The sequence below is a fragment of the Janthinobacterium sp. BCJ23 genome, assembly GCF_059617945.1.
The window spans coordinates 299,416-323,316 of record NZ_JCAQAW010000001.1 but is presented as its reverse complement, the minus strand read 5'-3'; the positions used below and the strand labels follow the sequence as shown (position 1 = coordinate 323,316).

Annotated in this window: 20 protein-coding genes; 5 read left to right on the top strand and 15 right to left on the bottom strand. The window is 62.3% G+C overall.

From position 1 onward, the window contains the following. Positions 1–6: 6 nt before the first annotated feature. The 8 genes from fliD to AC54AG_RS01360 all read right to left on the bottom strand — a co-directional run bounded on the left by fliD (position 7) and on the right by AC54AG_RS01360 (position 10,775). Entirely contained in the window at positions 7–2,685 is a 2,679-nt protein-coding gene (fliD, locus tag AC54AG_RS01395) for a flagellar filament capping protein FliD (RefSeq protein ID WP_496629326.1), read from the bottom strand. 233 nt (positions 2,686–2,918) lie between these two features. Further along, on the bottom strand, positions 2,919–3,284 hold the full coding sequence (locus tag AC54AG_RS01390; protein WP_070303638.1) for a flagellar protein FlaG: 366 nt from the start codon (positions 3,282–3,284) through the stop codon (positions 2,919–2,921). A gap of 84 nt (positions 3,285–3,368) precedes the next feature. Next, complete coding sequence (locus AC54AG_RS01385) at positions 3,369–4,853, bottom strand: flagellin N-terminal helical domain-containing protein (RefSeq protein WP_072455362.1); 1,485 nt, start codon at positions 4,851–4,853, stop codon at positions 3,369–3,371. Positions 4,854–5,340: 487 nt separating this feature from the next. Then, complete coding sequence (locus tag AC54AG_RS01380; protein ID WP_331778425.1) at positions 5,341–5,934, bottom strand: PEP-CTERM sorting domain-containing protein; 594 nt, start codon at positions 5,932–5,934, stop codon at positions 5,341–5,343. Between the two features lie 285 nt (positions 5,935–6,219). Next, on the bottom strand, positions 6,220–7,791 hold the full coding sequence (locus AC54AG_RS01375) for a diguanylate cyclase (protein WP_034754000.1): 1,572 nt from the start codon (positions 7,789–7,791) through the stop codon (positions 6,220–6,222). 198 nt (positions 7,792–7,989) lie between these two features. Next, entirely contained in the window at positions 7,990–8,637 is a 648-nt protein-coding gene (locus tag AC54AG_RS01370; protein WP_034753998.1) for a response regulator, read from the bottom strand. 30 nt (positions 8,638–8,667) lie between these two features. Beyond that, positions 8,668–10,170: a sensor histidine kinase gene (locus AC54AG_RS01365; RefSeq protein ID WP_331778424.1), complete on the bottom strand. Its 1,503-nt coding sequence runs from the start codon at positions 10,168–10,170 to the stop codon at positions 8,668–8,670. A gap of 17 nt (positions 10,171–10,187) precedes the next feature. Continuing rightward, entirely contained in the window at positions 10,188–10,775 is a 588-nt protein-coding gene (locus tag AC54AG_RS01360; RefSeq protein WP_331778423.1) for a hypothetical protein, read from the bottom strand. Positions 10,776–10,890: 115 nt separating this feature from the next. Here AC54AG_RS01360 and greB point away from each other — a divergent pair, with 115 nt between their 5' ends. Beyond that, the gene (greB, locus tag AC54AG_RS01355) at positions 10,891–11,457 is read left to right on the top strand and encodes a transcription elongation factor GreB (protein ID WP_035821325.1); all 567 of its coding nucleotides are present in this window, start codon (positions 10,891–10,893) and stop codon (positions 11,455–11,457) included. A 69-nt stretch (positions 11,458–11,526) separates the two neighbouring features. Then, positions 11,527–12,168 (top strand): transposase, encoded by a 642-nt coding sequence (locus AC54AG_RS01350; RefSeq protein WP_331778422.1) that lies wholly within the window; start codon positions 11,527–11,529, stop codon positions 12,166–12,168. Between the two features lie 49 nt (positions 12,169–12,217). Here the strand turns inward: AC54AG_RS01350 and AC54AG_RS01345 are convergent, their stop codons facing one another. From AC54AG_RS01345 to AC54AG_RS01330, 4 genes are all read right to left on the bottom strand, one after another. Then, complete coding sequence (locus AC54AG_RS01345; RefSeq protein ID WP_070303641.1) at positions 12,218–14,500, bottom strand: RelA/SpoT family protein; 2,283 nt, start codon at positions 14,498–14,500, stop codon at positions 12,218–12,220. Positions 14,501–14,582: 82 nt separating this feature from the next. Next, complete coding sequence (rpoZ, locus tag AC54AG_RS01340) at positions 14,583–14,786, bottom strand: DNA-directed RNA polymerase subunit omega (protein ID WP_010400723.1); 204 nt, start codon at positions 14,784–14,786, stop codon at positions 14,583–14,585. Positions 14,787–14,840: 54 nt separating this feature from the next. Continuing rightward, positions 14,841–15,479 carry a guanylate kinase gene (gmk, locus tag AC54AG_RS01335; RefSeq protein WP_080753685.1) on the bottom strand — a complete coding sequence of 213 codons (639 nt, stop codon included), beginning with the start codon at positions 15,477–15,479 and terminating at the stop codon, positions 14,841–14,843. 135 nt (positions 15,480–15,614) lie between these two features. Continuing rightward, the gene (locus AC54AG_RS01330) at positions 15,615–16,505 is read right to left on the bottom strand and encodes a YicC/YloC family endoribonuclease (RefSeq protein WP_034753986.1); all 891 of its coding nucleotides are present in this window, start codon (positions 16,503–16,505) and stop codon (positions 15,615–15,617) included. Positions 16,506–16,807: 302 nt separating this feature from the next. Between AC54AG_RS01330 and rph the strand changes: the two genes are divergently transcribed. The 3 genes from rph to hemW all read left to right on the top strand — a co-directional run bounded on the left by rph (position 16,808) and on the right by hemW (position 19,530). Then, positions 16,808–17,536, top strand: a complete 729-nt coding sequence (gene rph / locus AC54AG_RS01325; RefSeq protein WP_331778421.1) for a ribonuclease PH — start codon at positions 16,808–16,810, stop codon at positions 17,534–17,536. A gap of 138 nt (positions 17,537–17,674) precedes the next feature. Beyond that, positions 17,675–18,259 (top strand): RdgB/HAM1 family non-canonical purine NTP pyrophosphatase, encoded by a 585-nt coding sequence (gene rdgB, locus AC54AG_RS01320; RefSeq protein WP_034753983.1) that lies wholly within the window; start codon positions 17,675–17,677, stop codon positions 18,257–18,259. After that, positions 18,256–19,530, top strand: a complete 1,275-nt coding sequence (gene hemW, locus AC54AG_RS01315; RefSeq protein WP_331778419.1) for a radical SAM family heme chaperone HemW — start codon at positions 18,256–18,258, stop codon at positions 19,528–19,530. The genes rdgB and hemW overlap by 4 nt, the downstream gene beginning before the upstream one ends. Here the strand turns inward: hemW and AC54AG_RS01310 are convergent. The 3 genes from AC54AG_RS01310 to AC54AG_RS01300 all read right to left on the bottom strand — a co-directional run bounded on the left by AC54AG_RS01310 (position 19,527) and on the right by AC54AG_RS01300 (position 23,794). Beyond that, positions 19,527–20,702: a tetratricopeptide repeat protein gene (locus AC54AG_RS01310; RefSeq protein ID WP_496629325.1), complete on the bottom strand. Its 1,176-nt coding sequence runs from the start codon at positions 20,700–20,702 to the stop codon at positions 19,527–19,529. The genes hemW and AC54AG_RS01310 overlap by 4 nt on opposite strands. Before the next feature lie 167 nt (positions 20,703–20,869). Further along, positions 20,870–22,600, bottom strand: a complete 1,731-nt coding sequence (locus AC54AG_RS01305) for a methyl-accepting chemotaxis protein (RefSeq protein WP_034753977.1) — start codon at positions 22,598–22,600, stop codon at positions 20,870–20,872. A gap of 120 nt (positions 22,601–22,720) precedes the next feature. Beyond that, a complete protein-coding gene (locus AC54AG_RS01300; protein WP_496629324.1) occupies positions 22,721–23,794 on the bottom strand; it encodes a patatin-like phospholipase family protein in 1,074 nt (357 codons plus the stop codon). Positions 23,795–23,901 lie beyond the last annotated feature (107 nt).

Sequence of the window (23,901 nt, the reverse complement as noted above, 5' to 3'; positions counted from 1 at the left end):
TAGCGCTTAACGGTTGGCGGCGATGGCGGCCAGCTGCTGGGTCAGATAGGTCTGCGTGGTCTGCATGGCACTCAGCGACACGTCGAGGCGCGAGAACTGGGCGCGATAGCGCGCTTCGATGGCGGTCAGTTTTTCGCTGAACTTGTCGCGCTGCGCCGCCACCGATTTCAGGGTTTCGTTGATGCCATTCGTGCGGCCGGTGATCATGCCGTCCGTCCCCAGGAAGGAGGTGGCCAGATTGTTCAGCTGGTAGGCATAGCCTTGCGAGAAGCTGACGGTGCCGCGCGGGCCGATCGTGCCGCCAGTTACCTCGATTTTCAAGCCTTCCGACGACGAACCGGGCGCGCCCGTCAGCGTCTGACCGGAGCCGATGACCGGTTGTCCGCCCAGGGTGCCAGCCACGTCGGCGCCCTTGACGGGCTTGGCCGTGCCAAACAAGGTTTCAATGGTGGTTCCCGTGCCGTTGCTCAGGGCCAGGTTCGACACGGAACCATAGCGGCTCGAGGCCAGCACCAGCTTGCCCGTGCCATCGATCGAGGCGGACACGGTGGCGCCATTGTCCGAGAAGGCTTTCACGCCATTGATCGACGATTGCACCAGCGCCGCCAGCTGGGTCGGTGTGTAGGTGCCGGCCGGTATCGTCACCTGGGCCGTGTTCTTGGCGGATGAAGGATCCGTATCGTTCAGGGTCACGTTCCAGGTGGTATCGCTGGCGATGGTCGTGCTGGCGCCCAGCACGCCGGTCGAGGTGAGCGAACCCTGGCTGGCCATGGTGGTGATGCTCAGTTCATACGTGCCGGGCTTGGTTGCCGCCGTCGAGCTGGTAAAGGAGACGTTGCTGTCGCTGGTCTTGCCGATGGCCGAGAACAGGCCAGCGATATCGCTGAAATTGGCACTGATGGCCTTGTCGAGTTTGCTGGAATCCAGCGCCAGGCTGCCGTCTTTCTGGAAAGAAATACCCACCTGGCTGAGGGTACTCATAGTGCTGTTCAAGCCGGTGATCGGCGCGCCCAGCTGTCGGCGCAGCTGGCTCTGGATCGATTGCACGGTCGAGTCGCCCAGCAGCACGCCGCCAGTCTTGGTGTCGGGATTGTACGCCGTCATTTTACCGATCGCCGTGTTCAGTTCGTTGTATGCCTTGACGAAGGAGTTGATGCTGGTCTTGACGGTGGTGGTGTCTTTGGCAACGGACAGGCTGCTGCTGCCGACCTTGGCGATGTTCAGGGTAATGCCTTCGATTGCCGTATCGACGCTGTTCGAGCTGCTGGTGATGGGAATGCCGTTAACACTGAACATGGTGTTCTGTGCCGCGCTGTTCTGCTTCAGATTCTGCGCGCCGCCAACGTCGTAGGCCAGCAAGGATTCCAGGGCACTGTCCGCAGGCTGGCCGTCACTGCCGCTCAGCGAGATTTTCATGGCCGAATTGGCGCCCGTCTTGCTTGAGCTGAGCACCAGGTGGAACGGTTTATCCGTGCCGTCGGAAACGATGCTGGCCGTGACGCCCAGACCGGCGTTGTTGATGGCGTCGCGGATGCCTTGCAAGGTATTGTTTGTCGAATCAATGACGACCGACCCCGTTGCCTGCGTCGCATCCTGGGTAAAGCCGGCACCCATGTAGCTGCCGACGGTGCCCGCCGTCAGGCCGGCCGCGGCCGGATTGCTGCCAGCGATGATGATGGGGCTGGCATTGCCCGATGTCAGGGTGATGGCGCTGGCAATTGTCACATTCGAGCCATCGTTGCTTGCGCCCGCTGCCTTGCCGATGCCACCGCTGACGCCACCCGTGACGACCTCTTCAATATTGATGTTGGAGCCATCGGCGCGCGTAAATTGCAAGGTGCCATCGGCAGCCTTGCCCGTGACCGTGATATTGGCTGCGGCCAGCGCATTCGAGACGGCATTCGGCCCTTCCAGCTTCGCATCGAGGCTGGCGGCGGTGATACCGGCGCCGGCGGCCACGTTCTCGCCTTGCGAGACGATTTCAATGCCGCCAACGGACAGGGAATAGCTGCTGCCCGCGCCGCTGGTGGCGACATTGCCATACGTGCCGAACATGGCGGCATCACTGCTTGCTGGCTGGGCTGTCGCCGTGACGCCCGTGGTGCTGCTCTTGGCATTGATGGCATCGGCCAGCGCGCGTGCGCTTTTCGTGCTGGCGTCCGTCGGGATGGCCGTGCCGTTGAGGCTCAGCGAACCGTTGCTCACGCCGTTCAGCAGTGTGCTGCCGCTCAGGGCCGTGCCTTTGGTGCCAAAGGTGCCGCCGCTTGCCGAGCCGAGCTGGAAGGAAATCGTCGTCTTGGCGCCCAGGCCGATGGTCGACAGCTTGCTGGCCATGCCACCTGACGTCAGGGTCTGCGCCTGCGCCAGCTGCGAGACATTGATATTGTAAGTGCCGGCCACGGCCTTGGCGCCAGCGCTGGCGGACAGCACCAGCGGATCCGATGGCGTGGCGCTGACGGCGCGAAAATTGTTCGAGTTGGTCAGTGACGACAGCGAGCTCTGGAAGGTGCTGATCGAACCGCCCAGTGTACCCAGGGCGCTGAGCTTGGCCTGGTAGGAAGCCGTTTTCTTGTCGTAGAGATTCAGCGGCGCCGACTCAGCCGTCATCAGCTTCTCGATGATGGCATTGACGTCCAGCATGCTATTGCCGATGCCCGGAGAGGATAAGGTTGGTGTGATGGCCACTGCATGCTCCTAGGAAAACACTAATATAAGCTGTTATCGGCAGAATCAATCAGGACTTGAGAGGGGGATTTACCGCGCTGTTTTCATTTCGGGGAAAAAAGCGGCCTGGTGTGCGTAAAGGGTTGCTCTTGTGGTAATAAGAATACGGGGGCCGGCAGGCTGGCTGGCGGACCCCGGTGTCGTGCTGATGCATGGCGAAACATGGCAGCGCGGACGGTTTTGCATGGCATCCGTCAGGCGCTTTGGCTGATGAGCGCGCCTTTGGCTGACTCGAAGGCCTTGGCCAGCGCCAGGGCTTCCTTGGTCGGGATCTGCCGCAAGACTTCCTTGGTTTCCTGGTCGATCACCATGACGACCGTGCGCTGACTGTCCTCATCGACGGAAAATTCCAGGCCCTGGGTCTTGATTTGCGATGACTGGTTCAGTTCAGATACCGCCTGGTCCAATTGGGCGCGGCTGGGTTCCTGCTCATTTTGCTGCGTTGTCACGGCGTCAGTGGTGCTGCGAGATGCCGCGGCACGCGCCGGCGCGATGTCTGCCGGAGTGTAACTCTTCTCGATCCGGCTGGCCGAGGCGGCTGATATCGTGTCTATAGTCATGGTGCTCTCCTAGTGAAAATTCCCCTGCCGAAAAAATCCGGCAGGGGAACCTGGGTCTGGCGATGTGACGAGACTAATCGAAGATTAGCCGCGCAGCAGGCTCAGCACGCCGTTAGGCAGCGAGTTTGCTTGCGCCAGCATGGCGGTACCAGCTTGTTGCAGGATCTGGCCGCGGGTCAGGCTGGCCGTTTCTGCTGCGAAGTCGGTATCGACGATGCGGCTGCGCGATGCGGACAGGTTTTCCGTCGTCGATTGCAGGTTCGAAATCGCCGAGGAGAAGCGCGATTGCAAAGCACCGTACTGGGCGCGTTGGCTGTTGACCGTCGACAGTGCCGCATCGGTGATCTTCAGGGCCAATTGCGCGCCCGCAAACGTCGTGACGTCCAGCGATGCAACCGATTTCAGCTGCGAACCTGCATTCGTGGTTCCAGCGGCCGCCGCACCCAGGCCCAGGCCGGAACCCGCATCGGTCACGGAGAAGCTGCTGTCCGAATCGAACGTCACGCTGCCGTTGGCGATACCAACTGCAGCTGCACCTTTGGTATCAGCAGCCGCCGACAACGTGTTATCCAAGTTGTAGGTTTTGACGTCCAGCTTGACAGCAGCCGTGGCGCCATTCGTCACCTGGATGTCGGCACCATTGGCATTACTCAGCTTGATGCCAGGATTTTTGGCGTCAAAACTTGCCGTGATGCCCGTTTTGGCGGTTTGTGCATTGATCGCGTTGATGCCGGCGGCAAAGTCGGCAGCCTGATTGGCGGCGCCGGTGACGGTGAACGAAACAGTCACGGCATCAGCAGGTGCAGAATTATCGCCGTTCAATTTGAACGAGTACGATTCCGCGCCCAAACCCAGGTTGGCTTCGGTTTTTGCCGTGGCGGTGACGCCGGTGCTTGCCGTTTTGGCATTCAATGCGGCAGCGATCGACTTGGCGGTGTCGCCTGCAACGGTGGTGTACTTGTCGGTACCCAGCTTGCCGTTGACGGTGACATCTTTGGCTGCAACGACGTTGGTCGTGGTCAGTTTGGCTGCAACAGCGTTGTTTTCAACGCGGTTGTTGCCATATGTGTTCGTCAGGAAGTTCGCGCCGTTGGCGGAAATCAGCTGGTTGGCATCGGCGCCGACCTGGAAGTTGGCCGTACCCATGGTGCCATCGAGCAGTGCCTGGCCGTTGAACGAGGTGGTCGTGGCGATACGGTTCAGTTCCGAGTTCAGCTGCGTCACCTCGGTTTGCAGCGCCTGGCGGTCGCTCGACGAGTTGGTCGAGTTCGACGACTGTACGGCCAGTTCGCGGATACGTTGCAGGATGTCGCCCGAGCTCGACAGTGCACCTTCGGCCGTTTGGGCCAGCGAGACGCCGTCGTTTGCATTGCGGGTTGCTTGGGTCATGCCGCGGATTTGCGACGTCATACGGTCGGAAATCGCCAGACCAGCAGCATCATCCTTGGCGCTGTTGATGCGCAAGCCAGAGGACAAGCGTTGCAGCGAGGTGCTCAGGGATGCTTGCGAGGAGCCCAGGTTGCGTTGCGAGTTCAGGGAAGCGATGTTGGTGTTAATTACTGCAGCCATGTTAATTCTCCAGACAGGTACTACATTGCGCTATGTGCTAGTCACTTTGGCCTGCCCCGCTGTTCCGGGACAATCAAGCCGCTGTTGTTTAGGGTAACGGTTGCTCTGCGGGAAAATTTATGGCGAAAAGTGCTTTAAATTTTAATTTTTAGCCCTTCAGTTTGTCGCATGCCGCGCGCTAGACGACATGCTTTTTGGAAACTTTAGGGTGAAAATAATTTTATTTTTATATGGTGCGCATGCTGGCGGCATGCTGGAGGGAGGGGGTGTTATTGTTTACGCCATGAAGTTGCCGTCCAGCTGGGCAGCGGGACGGCATGGCGTAGGCCGGCCGGACTCAGGCGGCCAGGATCCTCGTCCTCGTCCTCGTTGGCAGGGGCCGGGATAGGCGAGGAAAAAGTGGATCAGGACTTTTTGGTGAGGTCATATGGCGGACGGATCGTTCGTGCCCGACAAGCGATAGCATATTATCCGCCAGTTGTTGTGTTCACGATTTCCGTTTACGTCGAACAATGAAACCCATCAAGCCTAAACCTGTGAGTAACATGGCATAAGTTTCGGGTTCGGGAACTGCGGAGGTAAATGTCAGGGACAATGTTTGAGCGCCAGATGGAAAACCGGTGAAGTCAGTCCAGTTTTGTCCTTCTATAGAGGATTTCATCATGAATCCCACAGGCGTACCATTTTTATAAGCCTTGTTCAGATATTCTGTCAGGTCGATGGGTTTTTTTTGGCTTATATTGGTTGCTGTCTTTGCTACCAATCCCCCGATGGGATTCGGAGCGGTATAGTAATTAAAGGATACCCAGGTTCCATCGGTAAGATAAACCTCCATGCTACGGGCAGTTATCGGTGTCCATAAAAGCCCCGATGTCAGCGTGACGGAGGGATCATAGGCTGGCAAGATGAACTTTTCATACAGGCGGCTATATCCTTCGCCAAAAATAGCCCCTACTTCACCTCTATCTAAGGTGTTTGTGTTGCCGTTGCGGGTATTGTAAAAAGTTGATAGGTGCTGGCTGCTTGTGATGGAAATTTCTTTGGCAGCCGCCTGGGAGACCGCAGGCATGATTGCAGCCATGAAGATTGCGAGCGCGAATAAGGTATTTGAGGATATATTTTTAATGCACTTAAGTGGACTTCTTTTCATATGGCATGCCCTGAAAGGTTGATTTAATAAAATTATTGGCATAACTGGTGTGTGTAGCCTTTTCTTAAAAAAAAGCACACAACCATGTTACATTGCCAATTAAGTCATTAAAACGATCAAGGTTAATTTTTTAGTAATTCGCCGAGTGATTTTTTTTCGGTAATGCCCCGAGGCAAAGTGATTGAGGTGCTGTGTGTTGCTTCGCACCACATGGGTTCACTCCGCCACCACCACCCGGTTCTTGCCCGTCTGCTTGGCTTGGTACATGGCGCGGTCGGCGCGCTTGACCAGCTCGGCCTGGTCTTCGTTGGGCAGGCGCAGGGCCACGCCGGCGGAAAAGGTGATCAAGACTTTTTCGTTGTCGTGCAAGAAGAAATGCCGGGTCAGCTCGCGCTGCAAGCGCGTCATCGTCGACGAGGCCGCCTCGACCGTCGTTTCCGGCAGCAGGATGAGGAATTCCTCGCCGCCGAAGCGGGCGATGACGTCCATCGAGCGCAGGGTTTCCTTGACGATTTTCACCAGGTGTTTCAAGGCGGCATCTCCGGCCAGGTGGCCGTAGGTATCGTTCAGGCGCTTGAAGTCGTCAAGGTCCAGCATGGCGATGCATAGCGGCGTGCCGCGGCGGTCGGAGCGGGCCGTCTCGCGCTCGAACACGTCGTCCAGGCCACGGCGGTTCAGGCTGCCCGTCAGCTGATCTTCCCGCACCAGTTCGCTCATATGCTGGAGCTTTGCTTCCAGGGTGTGGATGCGCTGTTCCGCATCCTGCACTTCCTGGCGCGCCAGTACCATCTTGTCGCGTGCGCGCAAGGCCTCGTTCTGCACCATGCGCGTTTCGCGCAGGACTTCGTCGAGAACGCTGTTCAGTTCGCTGATATTTTCCGCCTGGCTGATCTTTTCCGAATAGCCGCCGATCTTTTCATGGAAGTCGCCCGTACTGGCCGCCACTTGGCCCAGGCGGTCGATGAAGGTCATCATCATGTTCTTGACCGTCAGCTTGACGTCGGACAGGCTGTGCTTGAGCTGGCTTTGCTTGTAGATGACTTCCTTCAGGCTGCGCGTGGCGTCTTCCAGCGCGCGCTGGTCGAGCGGGCCGGCGATCAGGTTTTGCACGGCATCGACCTGGCCGCGCAGCCAGCTGTCGTCGTCGAGCAACTGGCTGACGTTATCGAGCAGCAGCTTGAACAGGCGCAGCAGCAGTTCCTGCTGCTCGGCCGTGTCGCCGCTTTTCAGTTCGATCTGGTAGCACAGCTGTTTCAGGCGCAGTGCCGCTTCGTTCAGCGCTTCTTCCGTATGGGCCTGCTTGATGGCCGCGCCCAGCGATTCGGCCTCTTCCACCAGTGCGGGCGTGCCCGTCAGCAAGGTGGCGACGGCAAAGCCCAGGGTGCGGCTGAGCAATTCACGCAGGGTGCGCGTCTGTTCGCCGTCCGGCAAGGGCGGCAATTCGATGCCGCCGCCTTTCTTGACCTGTTTCTCCGCCAGCTGCGCCAGGGTGCGCGCATAGCTGTCCCAGTCGCGCGCTTTCAGTGCGCGCTGGAAACGCTTGCCAAAGTCGCCCAGTTCGCCCGCCGATTCGCTCATCTTGGCGGCAAATTGCGTCAGGACGTTTTCCGCGCCGCTCTCCGTCGGTGCGCTGGCGGCCAGCACGGCGCCCGGCGCCGCAGGGCTGTCCGCCGATTCGCTGATGCCGGCGATTTCATTGTAGATATCGCGGTAGGCGCTCGGCGTGGGGGCGATGCGGCGCGTGGCCAGGCGGCGAAACGCTTCGCGGGCGATATCGGCCGGGTTCATCGCGGCGGCGGCGGTATTCGTGGCGCCAGCGGGAGCGCTTGCTGGTGAAGATGGCAATTTACTGGACATGTAGGCACAGCCTTTTCAGATATTTCTCATTATCCCCATGATATGCGAGTTGGCAAAGAACTTATTGTGCGAGAAGCAAGGAGAAGTCCTGTCAATTCGCCCGATGCCAGCGGGCATGCCGCTTTGCCGTCAATCCACCAGCTGGTTGCGGATCGCGTAATGTGTCAGTTCCGCGCTATTCTTGAGTTTCATCTTGACCAGCAAGCGGGCGCGGTATTCGCTGACGGTTTTCACGGACAATTTGAGCTCTTCGGCGATGGCGCCCACGGCCTTGCCCGAGGCAATCATCACCAGGGTCTGGTATTCGCGGTCCGACAAGGTGTCGTGCAAGGCCGTTTCGTGGTCTTCGCCCACCGTGTTGGCCAGTTCCTGCGCCAGCGAGGCGCTGATATATTTCAAGCCCTGCGCCACCTGGCGGATGGCCGTGACCAGCTCGCGCGGCGCGCTCTGTTTCGTCAGGTAGCCGGCCGCGCCCGCCTTGAGCGAACGGATGGCGTATTGGTCCTCGCGGTGCATGGACAGCATCAGCACGGCCAGTTCCGGCTTTTCCTTCTTGATCTGCTTGAGTACCTCGATGCCGCTGCGGTCGGGCAGGGATATGTCGAGCAGCAACACCTGGCATTTGGAGCCACGGAACAGCTTGATGGCGTCGTGGCCATTTTCGGCTTCGCCGGCCACGATGATGTCCTTGGTATCGGCGAGGATTTGCTTCAAGCCTTCGCGCACGATCGCGTGATCGTCGGCGATGAATACCCGGATGGTGGCTTTTTCTTTCATGACTGCATTGTTTCCTATCTGATTCACCCACTAGGCCGCGTCTGGCGGCGGCCCGCTGTGCGCTGGCGCACTGGCTGCAGCCGCTATTATCGCCTCTCGCGCGGTGGTCAGCCGGATTTTTATGCTCAGGATGGTGCCGCCATCCGACCCATCCATCAGGCTCAGGGTGCCGCCCAGCGCGCTGGCCCGTTCTGCCATGCCGCGGATGCCGAACGACTGCGGCTTGGCGCGGTCGGACAGGCGCATGCCGACGCCATTGTCGGCGATCGACAGGCTGATATGCTGGCGCTGCCGGGCCAGGCGAACGCTGACCTTGCTCGCCTGCGCATGCTTGGCGATATTCGTCAGCGCCTCCTGGGCGATGCGGAACAGGCTCGTCGCCTGGTCCAGCTCGAGGTCGATGTGCTGGCGGTTCGAAATGAACTGGCATTCGATGCCTGCCTGGCGCGCGAATTCCTTGACTTGCCAGTCCAGCGCGGCGACCAGGCCCAGGTCCAGCATGGACGGGCGCAAGTCCAGCGAAATGCGGTGCACGGCGTCGATGCTGCGGTCGACCAGGGCGTCGACATAGTCGGCCTTTTCCTGCAATTGCGGATCGTCCGGCGGCAGGCGGCGCGCCAGCATGGCCAAGGCCATCTTGATGGCCGTCAAGTTGCCGCCCAGGTCATCGTGCAGTTCGCGCGCCAGGCGCGTGCGTTCGTGTTCCTTGACCTTGTCGATATGCGCAGTCAGCTCGGCCAGGCGGGCGCGCGACTGGCGCACTTCGATCTGTTCGAGCCGGCTTTCCGTGATGTTCGTCATGATGCCTTCCCACTGCACCGTGCCGTCGGCCAGCGCGCGCGGCGTGGAGCGCAGGTTGATCCATTTGACGTCCTTCCAGGCGTCGATCCATATGCGGCCTTCCCAGTTCCAGCTCCACAAGGCGTTTTTTGAGGCCTGCATCGATTCCAGATACGAGGCGCGGTCGTCGGCGAGGATCAATTGATAGAATAGTTCCGGGCGCGCGTGCAGCAGTGCCGGGCTTAGGCCCAGCAGGGCTTGGCAGCCGTCGCTCAGGTAGGCAAAGGACGCCCGTCCATCCGGATGCAGGCAGAACTGGTACACGAGGCCCGGCGTATTCGAGACGATGGCGTTGAAGCGCGACTGCACCTGCGCCAGGGCGGCGGCCGTCGCCTGCGGCGTGCGCAAGTCTTCGCCTTCGGCCAGCAGCAGGGCGCGGCCGTGGCGGTGGGCGCGCGACAACTGCAGGCTGAGCGAATACAGGCTGCCGTCGCGGCGGCGCTGCTGCACGTGCAGCCGGGCTTGAGCGCCGATGCTGTCGTCCAGGGTAGCCAGCACGGCGGCCAGTTGCTGCCCATCGAGCTGCGGCGCCAGCGTGAAGGGTGTCATCGCCAGCAATTCCTTGCGTGCGTACTGCAAGTTGCCGCAGGCGGCATCGTTGGCGTCCAGCAATTGCAAGCTGGCCGCGTCGTACAGGTAGATTTCCGGCGCCGCCGCGCGCATGGCGGGGGCCAGCCGGGGAGTGTCGTGCATGGAGTTGGCTTTCTTCATCAGCGGCGGGCGCGCCAGAAGGCGGCGAAGCGGCGCAGGACCCTGGCCGGGTGGGAATTATGGCGTCCTGGCGTACCTTTGCGCAAGCGCTGCCACCAGGCACGGCGGGCGCGGCCCAGCGCGGCCGACAGCCGGCTGACTCGGCGCCATGGACGCGTGGCGCGCAGGCGGGCGATCCAGCGGTCCTTGGTTTCCATGAACAATCCATGCCAGCGCGCAAACCATGGCAAACTCAACAGGGTAGGGCGCGTCAGGCTGTACAGGCGCGCGACGGCGGCCGCGCCGCCCAGCTTGGCGATGACGATCACGCCGATGCCGGAAAACGCATGGCCGCGCGCGATCGCCAGCAGGGCCAGCAGCTTGACGGGAAACAGCAGCACGGCCGGCAGCACGAAGATGGCCAGTGCCCAGTAAGGCGGCAGGCGCTTGATCCACGCTTCGAGTGCATGCAGGGGCGGAAATTGCGCGATCACCTGCATGATGCGGGCCCCGGTCGCCCACAGCCATTCCTCGATCAGCAGGAAGATGGCGGCCAGGTAGACCAGCGGCGCGAACAGCCAGCGCCTGACTCTGTAGAATTTTTTCATCCGTCTCCGTGTGCGGCGCAGGTTTGCCGCGATTGCCACGATGATACGTCAAAAAAGCCCGTTTGCCCCCGCATCCCGTGTGCCCGCGGCTCTCTGGCGGGGCTACAATAGACAGATGAATAAAGCCTTTGTAAAAGAATCCGACAACGACGACGATGAAGAAGCGGCCGCGCTGGCGCTGGCCATTCCCGCCGGCGCCAAGAACTACATCACGCCGGCCGGTTACCAGCGCATCAAGGAAGAGCTGCTGCAGCTGATCGACGTCGACCGTCCGGAAGTGGTGCGCATCGTCCATTGGGCGGCGTCGAATGGCGACCGTTCGGAAAATGGCGACTATATCTACGGCAAACGGCGACTGCGCGAGATCGACCGCCGCATCCGCTTCCTCACCAAGCGCATGGACCTGGCCGCCATCGTCGACCCCAGCGTGCACCATGGCAACGACCAGGTGTTCTTTGGCGCCACGGTAACTTACCGCACCAGCGACGGCGAAACGCACACCATCACCATCGTCGGCATCGACGAGTTCGATCCCCTGAACGGCAAGATCAGCTGGGTCTCGCCCATGGCCCGCACCATCACCAAGGCGCGCGAAGGCGACGTGATCACTCTCACCACGCCGCTGGGCGAGCAGGAACTGGAGTTGCTGGAAGTGACGTATCCGGCGCCGGGGGAGGGGTAGTTTGCGGTGACGCAGGGTTCGTCTTGATAAGCCTGTCACGCTGGGACTTTTCTTGATGGGAGAACGACCATGGCCCGCGTCCAGCGTTTGTTTATGCCTGGCATGCCCTTGCATGTGGTGCAGCGTGGGGCGGACAGGCAAATCTGCTTCTTTGATCCCGCCGATTTCCTTTGGTATTTGCAGCAACTGCAGCGGCACTCACATGCGCAAAGCTGCGCGCTGCATGCCTATGTCCTGATGACAAATCATGTGCATTTGCTGCTGTCCGCAGATAGTGTTTTGGCTGTCTCGCGCATGATGAAGGCGCTAGGGCAAGAGTACGCACATTACATCAACTGGCGGCGCCATCGTAGCGGCCCGTTGTGGGACGGGCGCTACAAGTCCTGTGTTGTGCAGGATGTGAGCTACTTGTTGATATGCCAGCGCTACATCGAACTCAATCCCGTGCGGGCCGGCATGGTACGTTATTCGGGGCATTACCGATGGTCCAGCTATCGTTGCAATGCAGAGGGGCGCGAGGATGCATTGGTATGTCCACATTCACTCTACTTGAGCATGGGCAAAAACAAAGGCGAGCGGCAGCAGGCCTATACTGCGTTATTTCATGCTGATGAGGAAACGGCGCTTCAGGTATTGCGTGCCGCCAGCCGTGGCAATGCGGTCGTTGGAAGTGCCAAATTTGTGAGGGAACTGCAAACCCGCAAAGCATGAGGGCCGGGGTCGGACCCTGAGGGTCCGACCCCAGTCTTCGCTTTGGGTTTTAGTTACGCTCGCGCAGGATGCGGTTCACGCCGGCCACTCTGCGCACATTGCGCAGCAGAGCGGCCAGGTGGACCCTGTCCTTGACTTGCACGGTGAAGCGCAGCTGGTCGAGGACGTTGTCCTTGTCTTCGTCCATGCCGACATAGATGATGTTGGCGTCGGATTCGCCGATTTCGGCGGCCACGCGTGCCAGGATGCCCCGCTCGCTGTTGATCAGCACCTTGATGCGGCAGTCGAAGCGGCGGTTCAGTTCGGTTCCCCAGCGCACGGCGATCCAGCGGTCCGGTTCCTTGGCGCGCTGGCGTTTCGCTTGCGAGCAGTCGCTCGTGTGCACGAGCAAGCCCTGGTCGCGGCGCAGCTGGCCGATGATCTGGTCGCCCGGAATCGGCAAACAGCATGGCGCCAGTTGCACGGAGACGCCTTCGCTGCCGCAGATGGTGACAGGGTCGAGCTCGCTGCCGCTGTTGTGTTCCACGGGCATGCTGGCCGCTTCGCCGCCGATCAAGCCGAAGATATGGCGCGCCACCAGGGTGGCCATGCGCTTGCCGATGCCGATGTCCGCGTACAGCTCGTCCATGGAATTGGCGCTCGATTCGTTGAGCAGGCGTTCGACCAGTGGCGCTTGCAGGTCGGCGTCGATGTTCAGGGTGTGCAGCGCCTGCGACAGCAACTGCTGGCCCAGGGCGATCGATTCGGGCAGGTTGATCGTGCGCAAATGGTGGCGGATGGCCGAACGGGCCTTGCCGGTGCGCACGAACGACAGCCACGTCGGGCTGGGGCGCGACGAAGAATCGGTGATGATTTCCACGATGTCGCCATTGTGCAGCTCGGTGCGCAGGGGCGAGGTTTCGTTGTTGATCTTGACGGCCACGGTCTGGTCGCCGATGCCCGTGTGGATCGAGTAGGCGAAGTCGATCGCCGTGGCGCCGCGCGGCAGGGCGATGATCTTCGACTTCGGCGTAAACACGTAGACGGAATCGGGAAACAGGTCGACCTTGACGTGCTCGAGGAATTCGGCCGAGTCGCCCGTCTGCTGCTGGATGTCGAGCAGGGATTGCAGCCACGCATGCGTGCGCTGCTGCAGGTCGGACGGGTTCGATTCGCCGCTCTTGTAGAGCCAGTGCGCCGCCACGCCCGATTCGGCCGTGCGGTGCATTTCCTGCGTGCGGATCTGGAATTCGACCGGTGTGCCGTACGGGCCGATGACGGTCGTGTGCAGCGACTGGTAGCCGTTCAGCTTGCGGATCGCGATGTAATCCTTGAACTTGCCCGGCATGGGCTTGTACAGGCTGTGCAGGGTGCCCAGGGTCACGTAACAGTCGGCAAAGCTGCCCACCACCACGCGGAAGCCGTACACGTCCAGCACTTGCGAGAACGACAAATGCTTGCTGCGCATCTTTTTATAGATGTCGTACAGGGTCTTTTCGCGGCCCGTGACGTCGGCCTCGAGCTCGGCCATGGACAAGGTGCTTTTCACCGCTTCCATGATCTTGTTGACCACTTCGCGCCGGTTGCCGCGCGCCGCCTTGACGGCTTTCGCCAGGGTACGGTAGCGCATCGGGTACAGGTGCGAGAACGACAGGTCCTGCAGCTCGTGGTAGATGTTGTTCAGGCCGAGGCGGTGCGCGATCGGCACGTACACTTCCATGGTCTCGCTGGCGATGCGGCGCTTTTTCGCCGCCGTCATGAAGTCCAGGGTGCGCATATTGTGCAGGCGGTCGGCCAGTTTGATCAGGATCACGCGCACGTCGGAGGCCATGGCCAGCAGCATCTTGCGGAAGTTTTCCGCCTGCGCTTCGATCTGGCTCTGGAATTCGATCTTTTCCAGTTTCGACAGGCCGTCGACCAGGTGCGCGACCGGTGCGCCGAAGCGCTCGATCAATTCATCTTTCTTGACGTCCTGGTCTTCCATCACGTCATGCAGCAGGGCGGCCATGATGGCTTGCGCGTCGAGCTTCCAGTCGGCGCAGATTTCGGCGACGGCGATCGGATGCGAGATATACGGCTCGCCCGAGCGGCGCATCTGGCCCAGGTGCATTTCGTCGGAGAAGCGGTAGGCTTCCTTGACTTTCTTCAGGTCGGCGGGAGACAGGTATTCGGCCAGCTTGTCGGCCAGATGGCTGACGGAGGCCACGCCGAGGGCGGGCGCTGGCGGTGCTGCGGGGGTGTTGCTGCCGGACGTGCCGGTGCCGGGCGCGGAAGCGCCCTGCGGTTTTGCCGCCTGGCGCGGGGCCAGGGGCGGCAGTGCTGCGGAAGTCGTGTCGGCTGGGGTCAGACTCATAAAACGTCGCGTTGCTTCACAGTGTGAATAAAGGATACGGTAGAACCAGGGGTCAGCACTGTTCCGGCACGCGGGTTCCCAATTACATCGGGACCTTTTTCAGCATTTCGATGCCGACTTTACCGGCAGCGATTTCACGCAGTGCGACAACGGTAGGCTTGTCCTTGGCTTCCACCTTCGGGGTGTGGCCTTGCAACAACTGGCGTGCGCGATAGGTCGCAGCCAGGGTCAGCTGGAAACGGTTAGGGATCTGCTTCAGGCAATCTTCGATTGTGATACGGGCCATAGTAACTCCTAAATTTGTGTGCGTGGTGCTGTGTGAACTGGCGTGCAGAAACGATTATTCTGCGTGCAGGCCCAGCTGGGCGAATAGCGATGCGTTGCGGGCCGCTTGTTGCGCAAACCGGCAACGGGCCGCTCTCACGATCGCGCTCAGTTCGGACAAAGCGACCGTAAACTCTTCATTGATAATAACATACTCGAACTCGGGAGCGTGTGCGATTTCGCCGCCGGCCGCCAGCAGGCGGCGCGTGATCACGTGCGGCTCGTCCTGGCCGCGCTTGTTCAAGCGTTCTTCCAGCGCATCGATCGACGGCGGCAGGATGAAAATGCCGGCCGCGCGGGGGAATTGCTTGCGCACCTGGCGCGCGCCCTGCCAGTCGATTTCCAGCAGGATGTCGGTGCCGGCGGCCATTTGCTGTTCCACCATGATGCGCGAGGTGCCATAGTAATTGCCATGCACTTCCGCCCATTCCAGGAATTCGCCCTGGTCGGCGCGCGCGACAAAGTCTTCCGCCGTCGTGAAATAGTACTCGCGCCCATGCTGCTCGCCCGGACGGGGCGCGCGCGTGGTGGTCGAGATCGACAATTTGATGCCGGGCTCTTGCGCCAGCAATGCATTGACCAGTGTCGATTTGCCGGCGCCCGATGGCGCGGCAACCACGAACAGGCTGCCGGAGAAGGCGGTAGGGTGGCTCATGCGGATCTTTCAATAATCGTGTTGTTGGCGCCGATGCTCGCGCAAGCGGCGCCCAATCCGCTATTTTACCAAGAGGCAAGGCGGCGAGCCAGTCCCAAAGCGGCCGGCATGGAGGATGCCTGGCCAGGCTGGCCCTTATTCCAGGTTCTGCACCTGTTCGCGCATCTGCTCGATCAGCAGCTTCAAGTCCATCGAGGCGTCGGCCAGTTCCTTGACGGACGCCTTGGCGCCCAGGGTATTGGCTTCGCGGTTCAGTTCCTGCATCATGAAGTCGAGGCGCTTGCCCACTTGGCCGCCCTTGGTGAGGATGTGGCGCGTTTCGCCCAGGTGGGCCGACAGGCGCGCCAGTTCTTCCGATACGTCGATGCGGATGCCGTACAAGATCACTTCCTGGCGGATGCGCTCCATGGCGTCCTGGCGCGACAGGGCCGAATTCGAACCCTGGCTGGCCAGGCCCAGCGCGTCCTGCATGCGCTCGATGGCTTTTTGCTGGAAAGCCGCCACCACTTGCGGTATCAATGGCGTGATGCGCTTGACGATGGCTTCCATCGCTTCGATGCGCGACACGAGCACGGCTTCGAGCGCCGCGCCTTCGCGCTTGCGGCTGTCGACGAAAGCGGCCACGGTGCGCTTGGTCAGCGCGCCCACGTCCGCCTGCAAGGATTCCTGTCCCACTTGCGCTTCTTCGATGACGCCAGGCCAGCGCAGCAGTTCGGCCACCGTCATGACGGGCGCGGAGACAAAATGCTGGCCCACTTCGTTTTGCAGGCGCGCCAGTTCGGTCAGCAGGGGCAGGTTCAGCGCCTGCGTGCCGGCCGTCGCGGCCTTGCGGCCAAAGCTCAGGCGTACCTCGACTTTGCCGCGCGTGATGGCGGACATGACGGCGGCGCGCAAATCAGGCTCCAGAGCCCGCAGATCGTCGTTGATCCGGAATTGCAGGTCGAGAAAGCGTGAGTTGACGCTCTTGATTTCAATTGTCAGTGTGCCTGCAGCACCTTCGCTGGTGGCAACCGCGTAGCCTGTCATGCTTGAAATGCTCAAAGGATTCCCCGATTTGGTCTTGTATACAGTCACTTATACACTTAATCAGCCAGCGCAGGCAATACCGCCCGCGCCGCAAAACAGGACCGAAGTGCTCGATGGCCTGGAAATTGCTGAATAGTGTGCGTTTTACGGCATTGTAAAGAAAATTGTGTTTGGCGGGGCAGGATTGTATGGATCATGTGTGCGCCGCCCGCCATTGCGCCTTGCGCTGTTGCATGGCCGCAAATAGACGGGCGCGCGGTGGTAGAATCGCTGCCGCAACCCCAATCACACAGGACATCCCCATGACATTCGAATCCCGCCCGAGCGGCCGCGCCGTCGACGCGCTGCGCGCCATCCGCATCACCCGCCAGTACACCAAGCATGCCGAAGGCTCGGTGCTGATCGAGTGCGGCGACACCAAGGTCATCTGCACGGCCAGCATCGAAGACAAGGTGCCGGGCTTCCTGAAGGGCAAGGGCCAGGGCTGGTTGACGGCCGAGTACGGCATGCTGCCTCGCTCGACGCACACGCGCATGGACCGCGAAGCGGCGCGCGGCAAGCAGTCGGGCCGCACGCAGGAAATCCAGCGCCTGATCGGCCGATCGCTGCGCGCCGCCTTCGATCTGCAGGCATTCGGCGAACGCACTCTGCACCTCGATTGCGACGTGATCCAGGCCGACGGCGGCACGCGCACGGCCTCGATCACGGGCGCCATGGTGGCCGCGTATGACGCGTTTACCCAGCTGCAGGCGCGCGGCGCGATCGCCGCCATCCCAGTGAAAAGCTTTGTCGCCGCCATCTCGGTGGGCGTCTACCAGGGCATGCCGGTGCTGGACCTCGACTACGTGGAAGACTCGGGCTGCGACACGGACATGAACGTGGTGATGACGGAAGCGGGCCACTTCATCGAAGTGCAGGGTACGGCAGAAGGCGCCGCATTCGACCGAGCCGGCATGGACCGCTTGCTGGACCTGGCGCAGGGCGGCATCGCCGATCTGATCGCCATGCAGAAGCAAGCCCTCGGCATTTAATCTTTACACAGATTTACACATCGCCGCCCGCCGCGCCGGGCAACAAGCCCGTTTTTGCCGCCGTTGAGCGCGGCGGTGGGCCAAGGTGAGGGGAGCGCAAAAGGTTTACAATGTCGGCACTTCAACCGGACTACTGACATGACCCAACGCCTCATCCTCGCCTCCAACAACGCCGGCAAGCTCAAGGAATTCAACGAGCTGCTTTCGACCATCGGTTTTTCCGTCCACGCCCAGGGCGAGTATGACGTGCCGGAAAGCGACGAGCCGTTCCACACCTTCGTTGAAAACGCTCTGCAGAAGGCACGCCACGCGTCGCGCCTGACGGGTTTGCCGGCGCTGGCCGACGATTCCGGCGTGTGCGTCAATGCGCTCGGCGGCGCGCCGGGCGTGTACTCGGCGCGCTATGCGGGCGAGCCGAAATCGGACGCCGCCAACAGCGCCAAGCTGATCGCCGACCTCGAGGCGCATGCCGACAAATCCGCGTACTACTACTGCGTGCTGGTGTACGTGCGCCATGCGGACGACCCGCAGCCCGTGATCGCCGACGGCCGCTGGAATGGCGAGATGATCGCCACGCCGCGCGGTAACGGCGGCTTCGGCTACGATCCGCATTTCTTCCTTCCCGCGCTGGGCAAGTGTGCGGCCGAACTGACGTCCGATGAAAAGAACGCGCTGTCGCACCGTGGCCAGGCCCTGCGCGCGCTGGTGGAAAAGCTGCGATGATCCCGATCAAACTGGTGGGCGCCGTTGCCAAGTCGGCAGCCAAGCCCGGCGCCGCTCCCGCGCCGCAGGAAGGCATTTCCGGCGCGGCCGGGGCGGCTCTGAAATACCTGCAGCCGGGCGCGCTGAACCTGACGGCCCTGCCGCCGCTGTCGCTGTACATCCATTTCCCGTGGTGCGTGAAAAAATGCCCGTATTGCGACTTCAATTCGCACGAGGTGCGCGGCGACTTGCCGGAAGCCGAATACCTGGCGGCCCTGCGGCTGGACCTGGAAATGGCGCTGCCGCTGATCTGGGGCCGCAAGATCCACACGATTTTCATCGGCGGCGGCACGCCCAGCCTGATGTCGGCGGCGGGCCTGGACCGGCTGATGTCGGATGTGCGCACCCTGCTGCCACTGGAGCCCGATTGCGAAATTACCATGGAAGCCAATCCGGGCACCTTCGAAGCGGAAAAATTCAAGTCCTACCGGGCCAGCGGCATCAACCGTTTGTCGATCGGCATCCAGAGCTTCAATGGCCGCCATTTGCAGGCGCTGGGCCGCATCCACGACGACAATGAAGCGCGCCGCGCGGTGGAGATCGCGCACGCCAATTTCGACAATTTCAATCTCGACCTGATGTACGCGCTGCCCACGCAGACGCTGGACGAGGCGCGGCAGGACCTGGAAACGGCGCTGTCGTTCGCGCCGCCGCACCTGTCGCTGTACCACCTGACGCTGGAGCCGAACACCCTGTTCGCCAAGTATCCGCCCGTGCTGCCGGACGACGACGAGAGCGCCGACATTGCCGACATGGTGGCCGCGCGCGCGGCGCAGGCGGGCTACGGCCGCTATGAAGTGTCGGCCTATGCGCAGCCGGGCCGCCAGGCAAAGCACAACCGCAATTACTGGGAATTCGGCGATTATCTCGGCATCGGCGCTGGCGCGCATTCGAAGATATCGTTCCCGCACCGCGTGCTGCGCCAGGCCCGCTACAAGCAGCCGCGCGCCTACATGGATGCGGTACTGGCCGGCAACCCGGTGCAGGAAGAGCGCGAACTGGCGCGCGAGGAAATGGGTTTTGAATTCATGCTCAATACCCTGCGCCTGACGCAGGGCTTTTCGCCGAACCTGTTCGCCGAGCGCACGGGCCTGGCCCTCAACGCCATCGAGCAGCCGCTCAATGCGGCCGAAGCGAAAGGCTTGCTGTACCGCGACCACCAGGTCATCCGCCCGACGGAACGGGGATTGTGCTTCCTGAACGACCTGCAGCAGATGTTCCTGGAAGATTAATGCGTGGTGACGGCGCGCAGGCGCTGCAGCTTGGCCGCATAGAGCGTGTGGTCGCTGCGCGTGGTGCTGCTGCTCATCGCCAGTTCCAGCTGCTTGCCGGCCTGCTCCAGCTGGCCCAGGCGCGCATAGGCTTGCGCCAGCCAGAAGTGGAACTCGTGGTAGTACGGGTCGCGCGCGATTTCACGTGAGAACAGCTGTATCGCCCGCACGTAATCGTTTTGCTGCATGGCCGCCTTGCCCAGGTTGAAGTAGTGGAAAGGCGGCTGCGGCTGCAGCGCCAGCAGGCGCCGGCGCAGCGGCAGCGCTTCATTCTGCAGGCCGGACGCTTCCAGCGCCTGCGCCAGGTTCGACAGCAGCACCGTGTTGTCCGGCGCGCGCGTCAGCGCATGGGCGAACGTGCGCCGCGCTTGCGCCAGGTTGCCATGGCGGAACTGGACCACGCCCAGGGTGTTGTAGGCGCCGGTGAACGAGGGGTCCTGCAGCAGCGCTGCCCTGGCCCACCAATACGCCTGGTCCAGCTGGCCTTCGCTCATGCTTTCGGCGGCTCGGTTGTTCATGTACATGGCGAGCACGGTTGCTTCGTCGAGTTCCCGGGTGCGGTAGCTGCCCATCTCCGCGGACGGCAGGAAATCGATCACCATCATGCCCTTGGCATCGTATCGGCCGGATTTGTCGTCCAGCCGCTGGCCCAGTACGAGGTTGACGTGGCCGGCGACAAAATACATGTCGCCGCTGCGGCTCCAGCTTTCTTCACCGAGCACCTCCTGGTAGCGCACCTGCAAGCCCATTTCATGCGCCAGCGCCGCCGTCATGATCACCAGCGACAGGCAGTTGCCCTGGCGCGCCGCGAACGTTTCGCGCGCATTGCGCGTCATGGCCGCATCGTATTCGAGTTTCAGCCTGCTCTTGTCGTACAGGGCGTCATACAGGGCCGCGCGGTCGTTCTTGTTGCGCGCCTCGCGCCGCACTTGTGTGCGCACATACTGGCGCATGGGCTCGTCGATGGCAAAGACCTGGCTGGCGTCGATGGCGGCGGCCGGGGCGAAATCGCTGTTGTTGAAGATGGGGGGCAGGCTGGCAGGCGGTGCGACGCTGCAGGCCGCCAAAACACAGCAGAGCATGGCGGCGCCCAGGTGCTTGAAGCAAGGGGCGGAAACAAGATAGGGGCGCATGGTCTCTCCCTGGAGGCGCCGGCTGTCTCATGTCGCGGTGGCGCGCCAGTCCCACCTGAAACCAGTATCGGCGCGCCTGGCGCCGCTGTCAAATAGTTTCAAGCGCCTTGCCGCCGCCGGCACGGCGCTTGAAACTGTGCTTGAAAACCGGGCTTGAACCTCCGGGCTTAAAATTCTTCCCAGTCGTCGCCGGCGATGTGCGATGGCGTTTTGTGCGCCGCCGCACCGGCCGCTTTGGGTGCTGCCGGCTTGCCGGCCGTGGCCTGAGACTGGCGTGGCGCGAGTTTTTGCGTGCTGGCAATGGCGGCCTTTGCCGGCCGCGCAGCGCGCACGGGCGCCGCCGCGACGACGTGTTCGAGCTGGAAGCCGGCCGCCACTTGCGCCAGGCGCGCGGCCTGGTCTTGCATGCTTTCGGCCGCGGCGGCCGCTTCTTCCACCAGGGCCGCATTTTGCTGCGTCACCTGGTCCATCTGCGCGATGGCCTGGTTGACCTGGTCGATGCCCAGGCTTTGTTCGGCACTGGCGGCGGTGATCTCGGCCATGATGTCGGTCACCCTGCGCACGCTGTCGACCACTTCACCCATGGTGCTGCCCGCCTGCTGCACCAGCCGCGTGCCATTGTTGACCTGTTCCACCGAGTCGCCGATCAGGGTCTTGATTTCGCGCGCCGCCGCGGCCGAGCGCTGCGCCAGGCTGCGCACTTCCGTGGCGACGACGGCAAAGCCGCGTCCCTGCTCGCCGGCGCGCGCCGCTTCGACGGCCGCGTTCAAGGCCAGGATATTCGTCTGGAAGGCGATGCCGTCGATGACGCCGATGATGTCGACGATTTTCGTCGATGCCGTATCGATGGCGCCCATGGTGTCGACCACCTGGCTGACGATGCTGCCGCCCCGTTCGGCCACGCCGGACGCGGCCACCGCCATCTGGTTGGCCTGGCGCGCATTGTCCGCATTCTGCTTGACGGTGCTGGTCAGTTCTTCCATCGACGACGCCGTCTCTTCCAGCGAGCTGGCCTGCTGCTCCGTGCGCGCCGACAAATCCTGGTTGCCGGCGGCGATTTCGCCCGACGCCGTGGCAATCGCGTTGGTGCCCGTCTGCACTTCCGACACCACCTTGCGCAGCGCCTCGTTCATGCCGTGCAGCGCGCGCATCAGGTCGCCGATTTCATCGCTGGCGGCCTTGCCGAAATGCGTGCGCAAGTCGCCGTCGGCCACCGTTTCCGCCACTTTTACGGCAGCCTTCAACGGCTGCGTGATCGAGCGCGTGATCAGCCAGGCGCAGACGCTGCCCAGCGCCACCACCAGCACGCACAAGGTCAGCAGCAGGGTGAAGCTGCGCCCGTTGGCCGCCTCGATCGCTTGCGCCGTGGCGTCGATGGCCTGGCGCTGCTGCGACAGCAGGGCCTTGACGTTGTTCTGGTATTTGGCGGCGGCCGGCGCGAAGCTGTCGCGGTAGGTGCTTTCCGCCTGCGCCGCGTCGCCGGCCTTGCGCGCATTCATCACCAGGGTCTTGGCATCCTGGTACTTGACGCGCTCGGCGATGGACGATTTGAAGATGGCTTTTTCTTCGTCGCTGTCGAGCAGCGCCTCGATTTTCTTCAGCAGTTCGCTGCCCTGTTTGGTGCTGTCGGCGATGGTGTCGGCAAACACGCTGGACAGGGTTTCATCCGTGCTTTTGGCGATCATCGAGGTGCGCGCGATGGCCGAATAGATCAGCACGTACCAGTCCGATACGAGGCGTTCCTTGGCCAGCGGTTTTTCCATCATTTGCCGCGTCGCTTCGGCATTCACGTGGGCGCTGTACAGCGCGTACGAGGTGGAGATCACGGACAGCAGCAGCACCAGCGCGAAGCCTGCAGCCAGGCGCGTGCCGATACGAAGGTGGGAGAGGGCGTGCATGGTTGGAGCTCCTGTCGCAAGGGGATTTAATTGCCTGTGCGACATAGTATGCACTGAGAAGTGACCAAGAGGCGAGCGAAACGCGCGCTTGTTTTGGCGTCTGTTGCAGCCACGCCCGTGCTACAGATCGCCCGCCTGGCGCAAGTCCGGCTGCTCGGCCCAGCGGGCGAAGGCGGCCGCCATGCGCTCGCTTTCCGCGATGGCGCGGCGCCAGTCGCGCATGCGCGCCGCGTGGTCTTGCCCGTAATGGGGGAAGTCGCGCCGGTCCGGCAGTTTTCCATTGGGCAGGCTGGCCACGAAGGCGGGCGACGGCGAGACGAGGATCATGTTGTCGAGTGCGCTATCGCCGCTGCGCGCGCGGCGCCAGGGCATGGCCTTGTCCAGCCAGCCCGGTACGATATGGTCGGCAAAATGCGGATACAGCACGAGGTCCGGTTCGCGCTGGTAGGGCAGGTGCAAATGGTAGTCGACCAGGCCGCCGTCCCAGTAGCGCCCGGGTGGCGCGCCGGCGATGTCCGTGACCGCATCGAGCACCAGCGGGATGGAGCCGGAGGCCAGCAGCGCGTCGCGCAGGTTGTCTTGCGCCAGCGGCACGAAGTGGGAATGAAAGGCGTCGAAGCGCGAACGCAGCCAGCTGGCGCCGTCCGGTCCGGCATGGAACACGGTGCGCTCCAGCGAGGCGGCCAGGCGCGCGCGCGCCACGGCGTTGCCGGCGGCCGCCAGCAGGAAGCCGCGCCGGTCGCGCCATTTGCCCGGCTGCGCCAGCGCGCCAATGCCGCGTACGGCCAGCACCGACAGGCTGTGGCGCTCGTGCCGCAGCAGCTGCGCATCCTGGCCATCGAGGACGGCGTCGAGCAGGGCGCGGCAGGTGCGGCTGACGTGCGCCGCCTCGGGTTTGTCGGGATAACGCTGGCCCACGTATTCGCGCACCAGGCGGCGCTGCGCGGCCACCGGATCGGGGAACACGGCGGCGGCCATGCGCCAGGCGCCGATTGAGGCGCCGACGAACTGGCGCGGACGCGGCGCTTGCGGCAGGAAGTGGCCGAACAGCCAGCAATCGAGCTGGTGCAGGATCAAGCCTTTCGGCCCGCCTGCGGCGGCAGGGACGATGGCGATATCGATGGCGCGCACCCCGTTGTCGGCGATGCGCGCCCGGGCGCGGCGGCCCAGGCGGATAGTGATCGGTGATTGCATGAGTAGTCGTTGGCGGCCTGTAGCCAGGTATTTTACCGCCAGCGTGGCGCCACGACACAGTCGCGCTCGCTATAGTCCCATTGTTGGTATTAATAAATTTCTTTAAG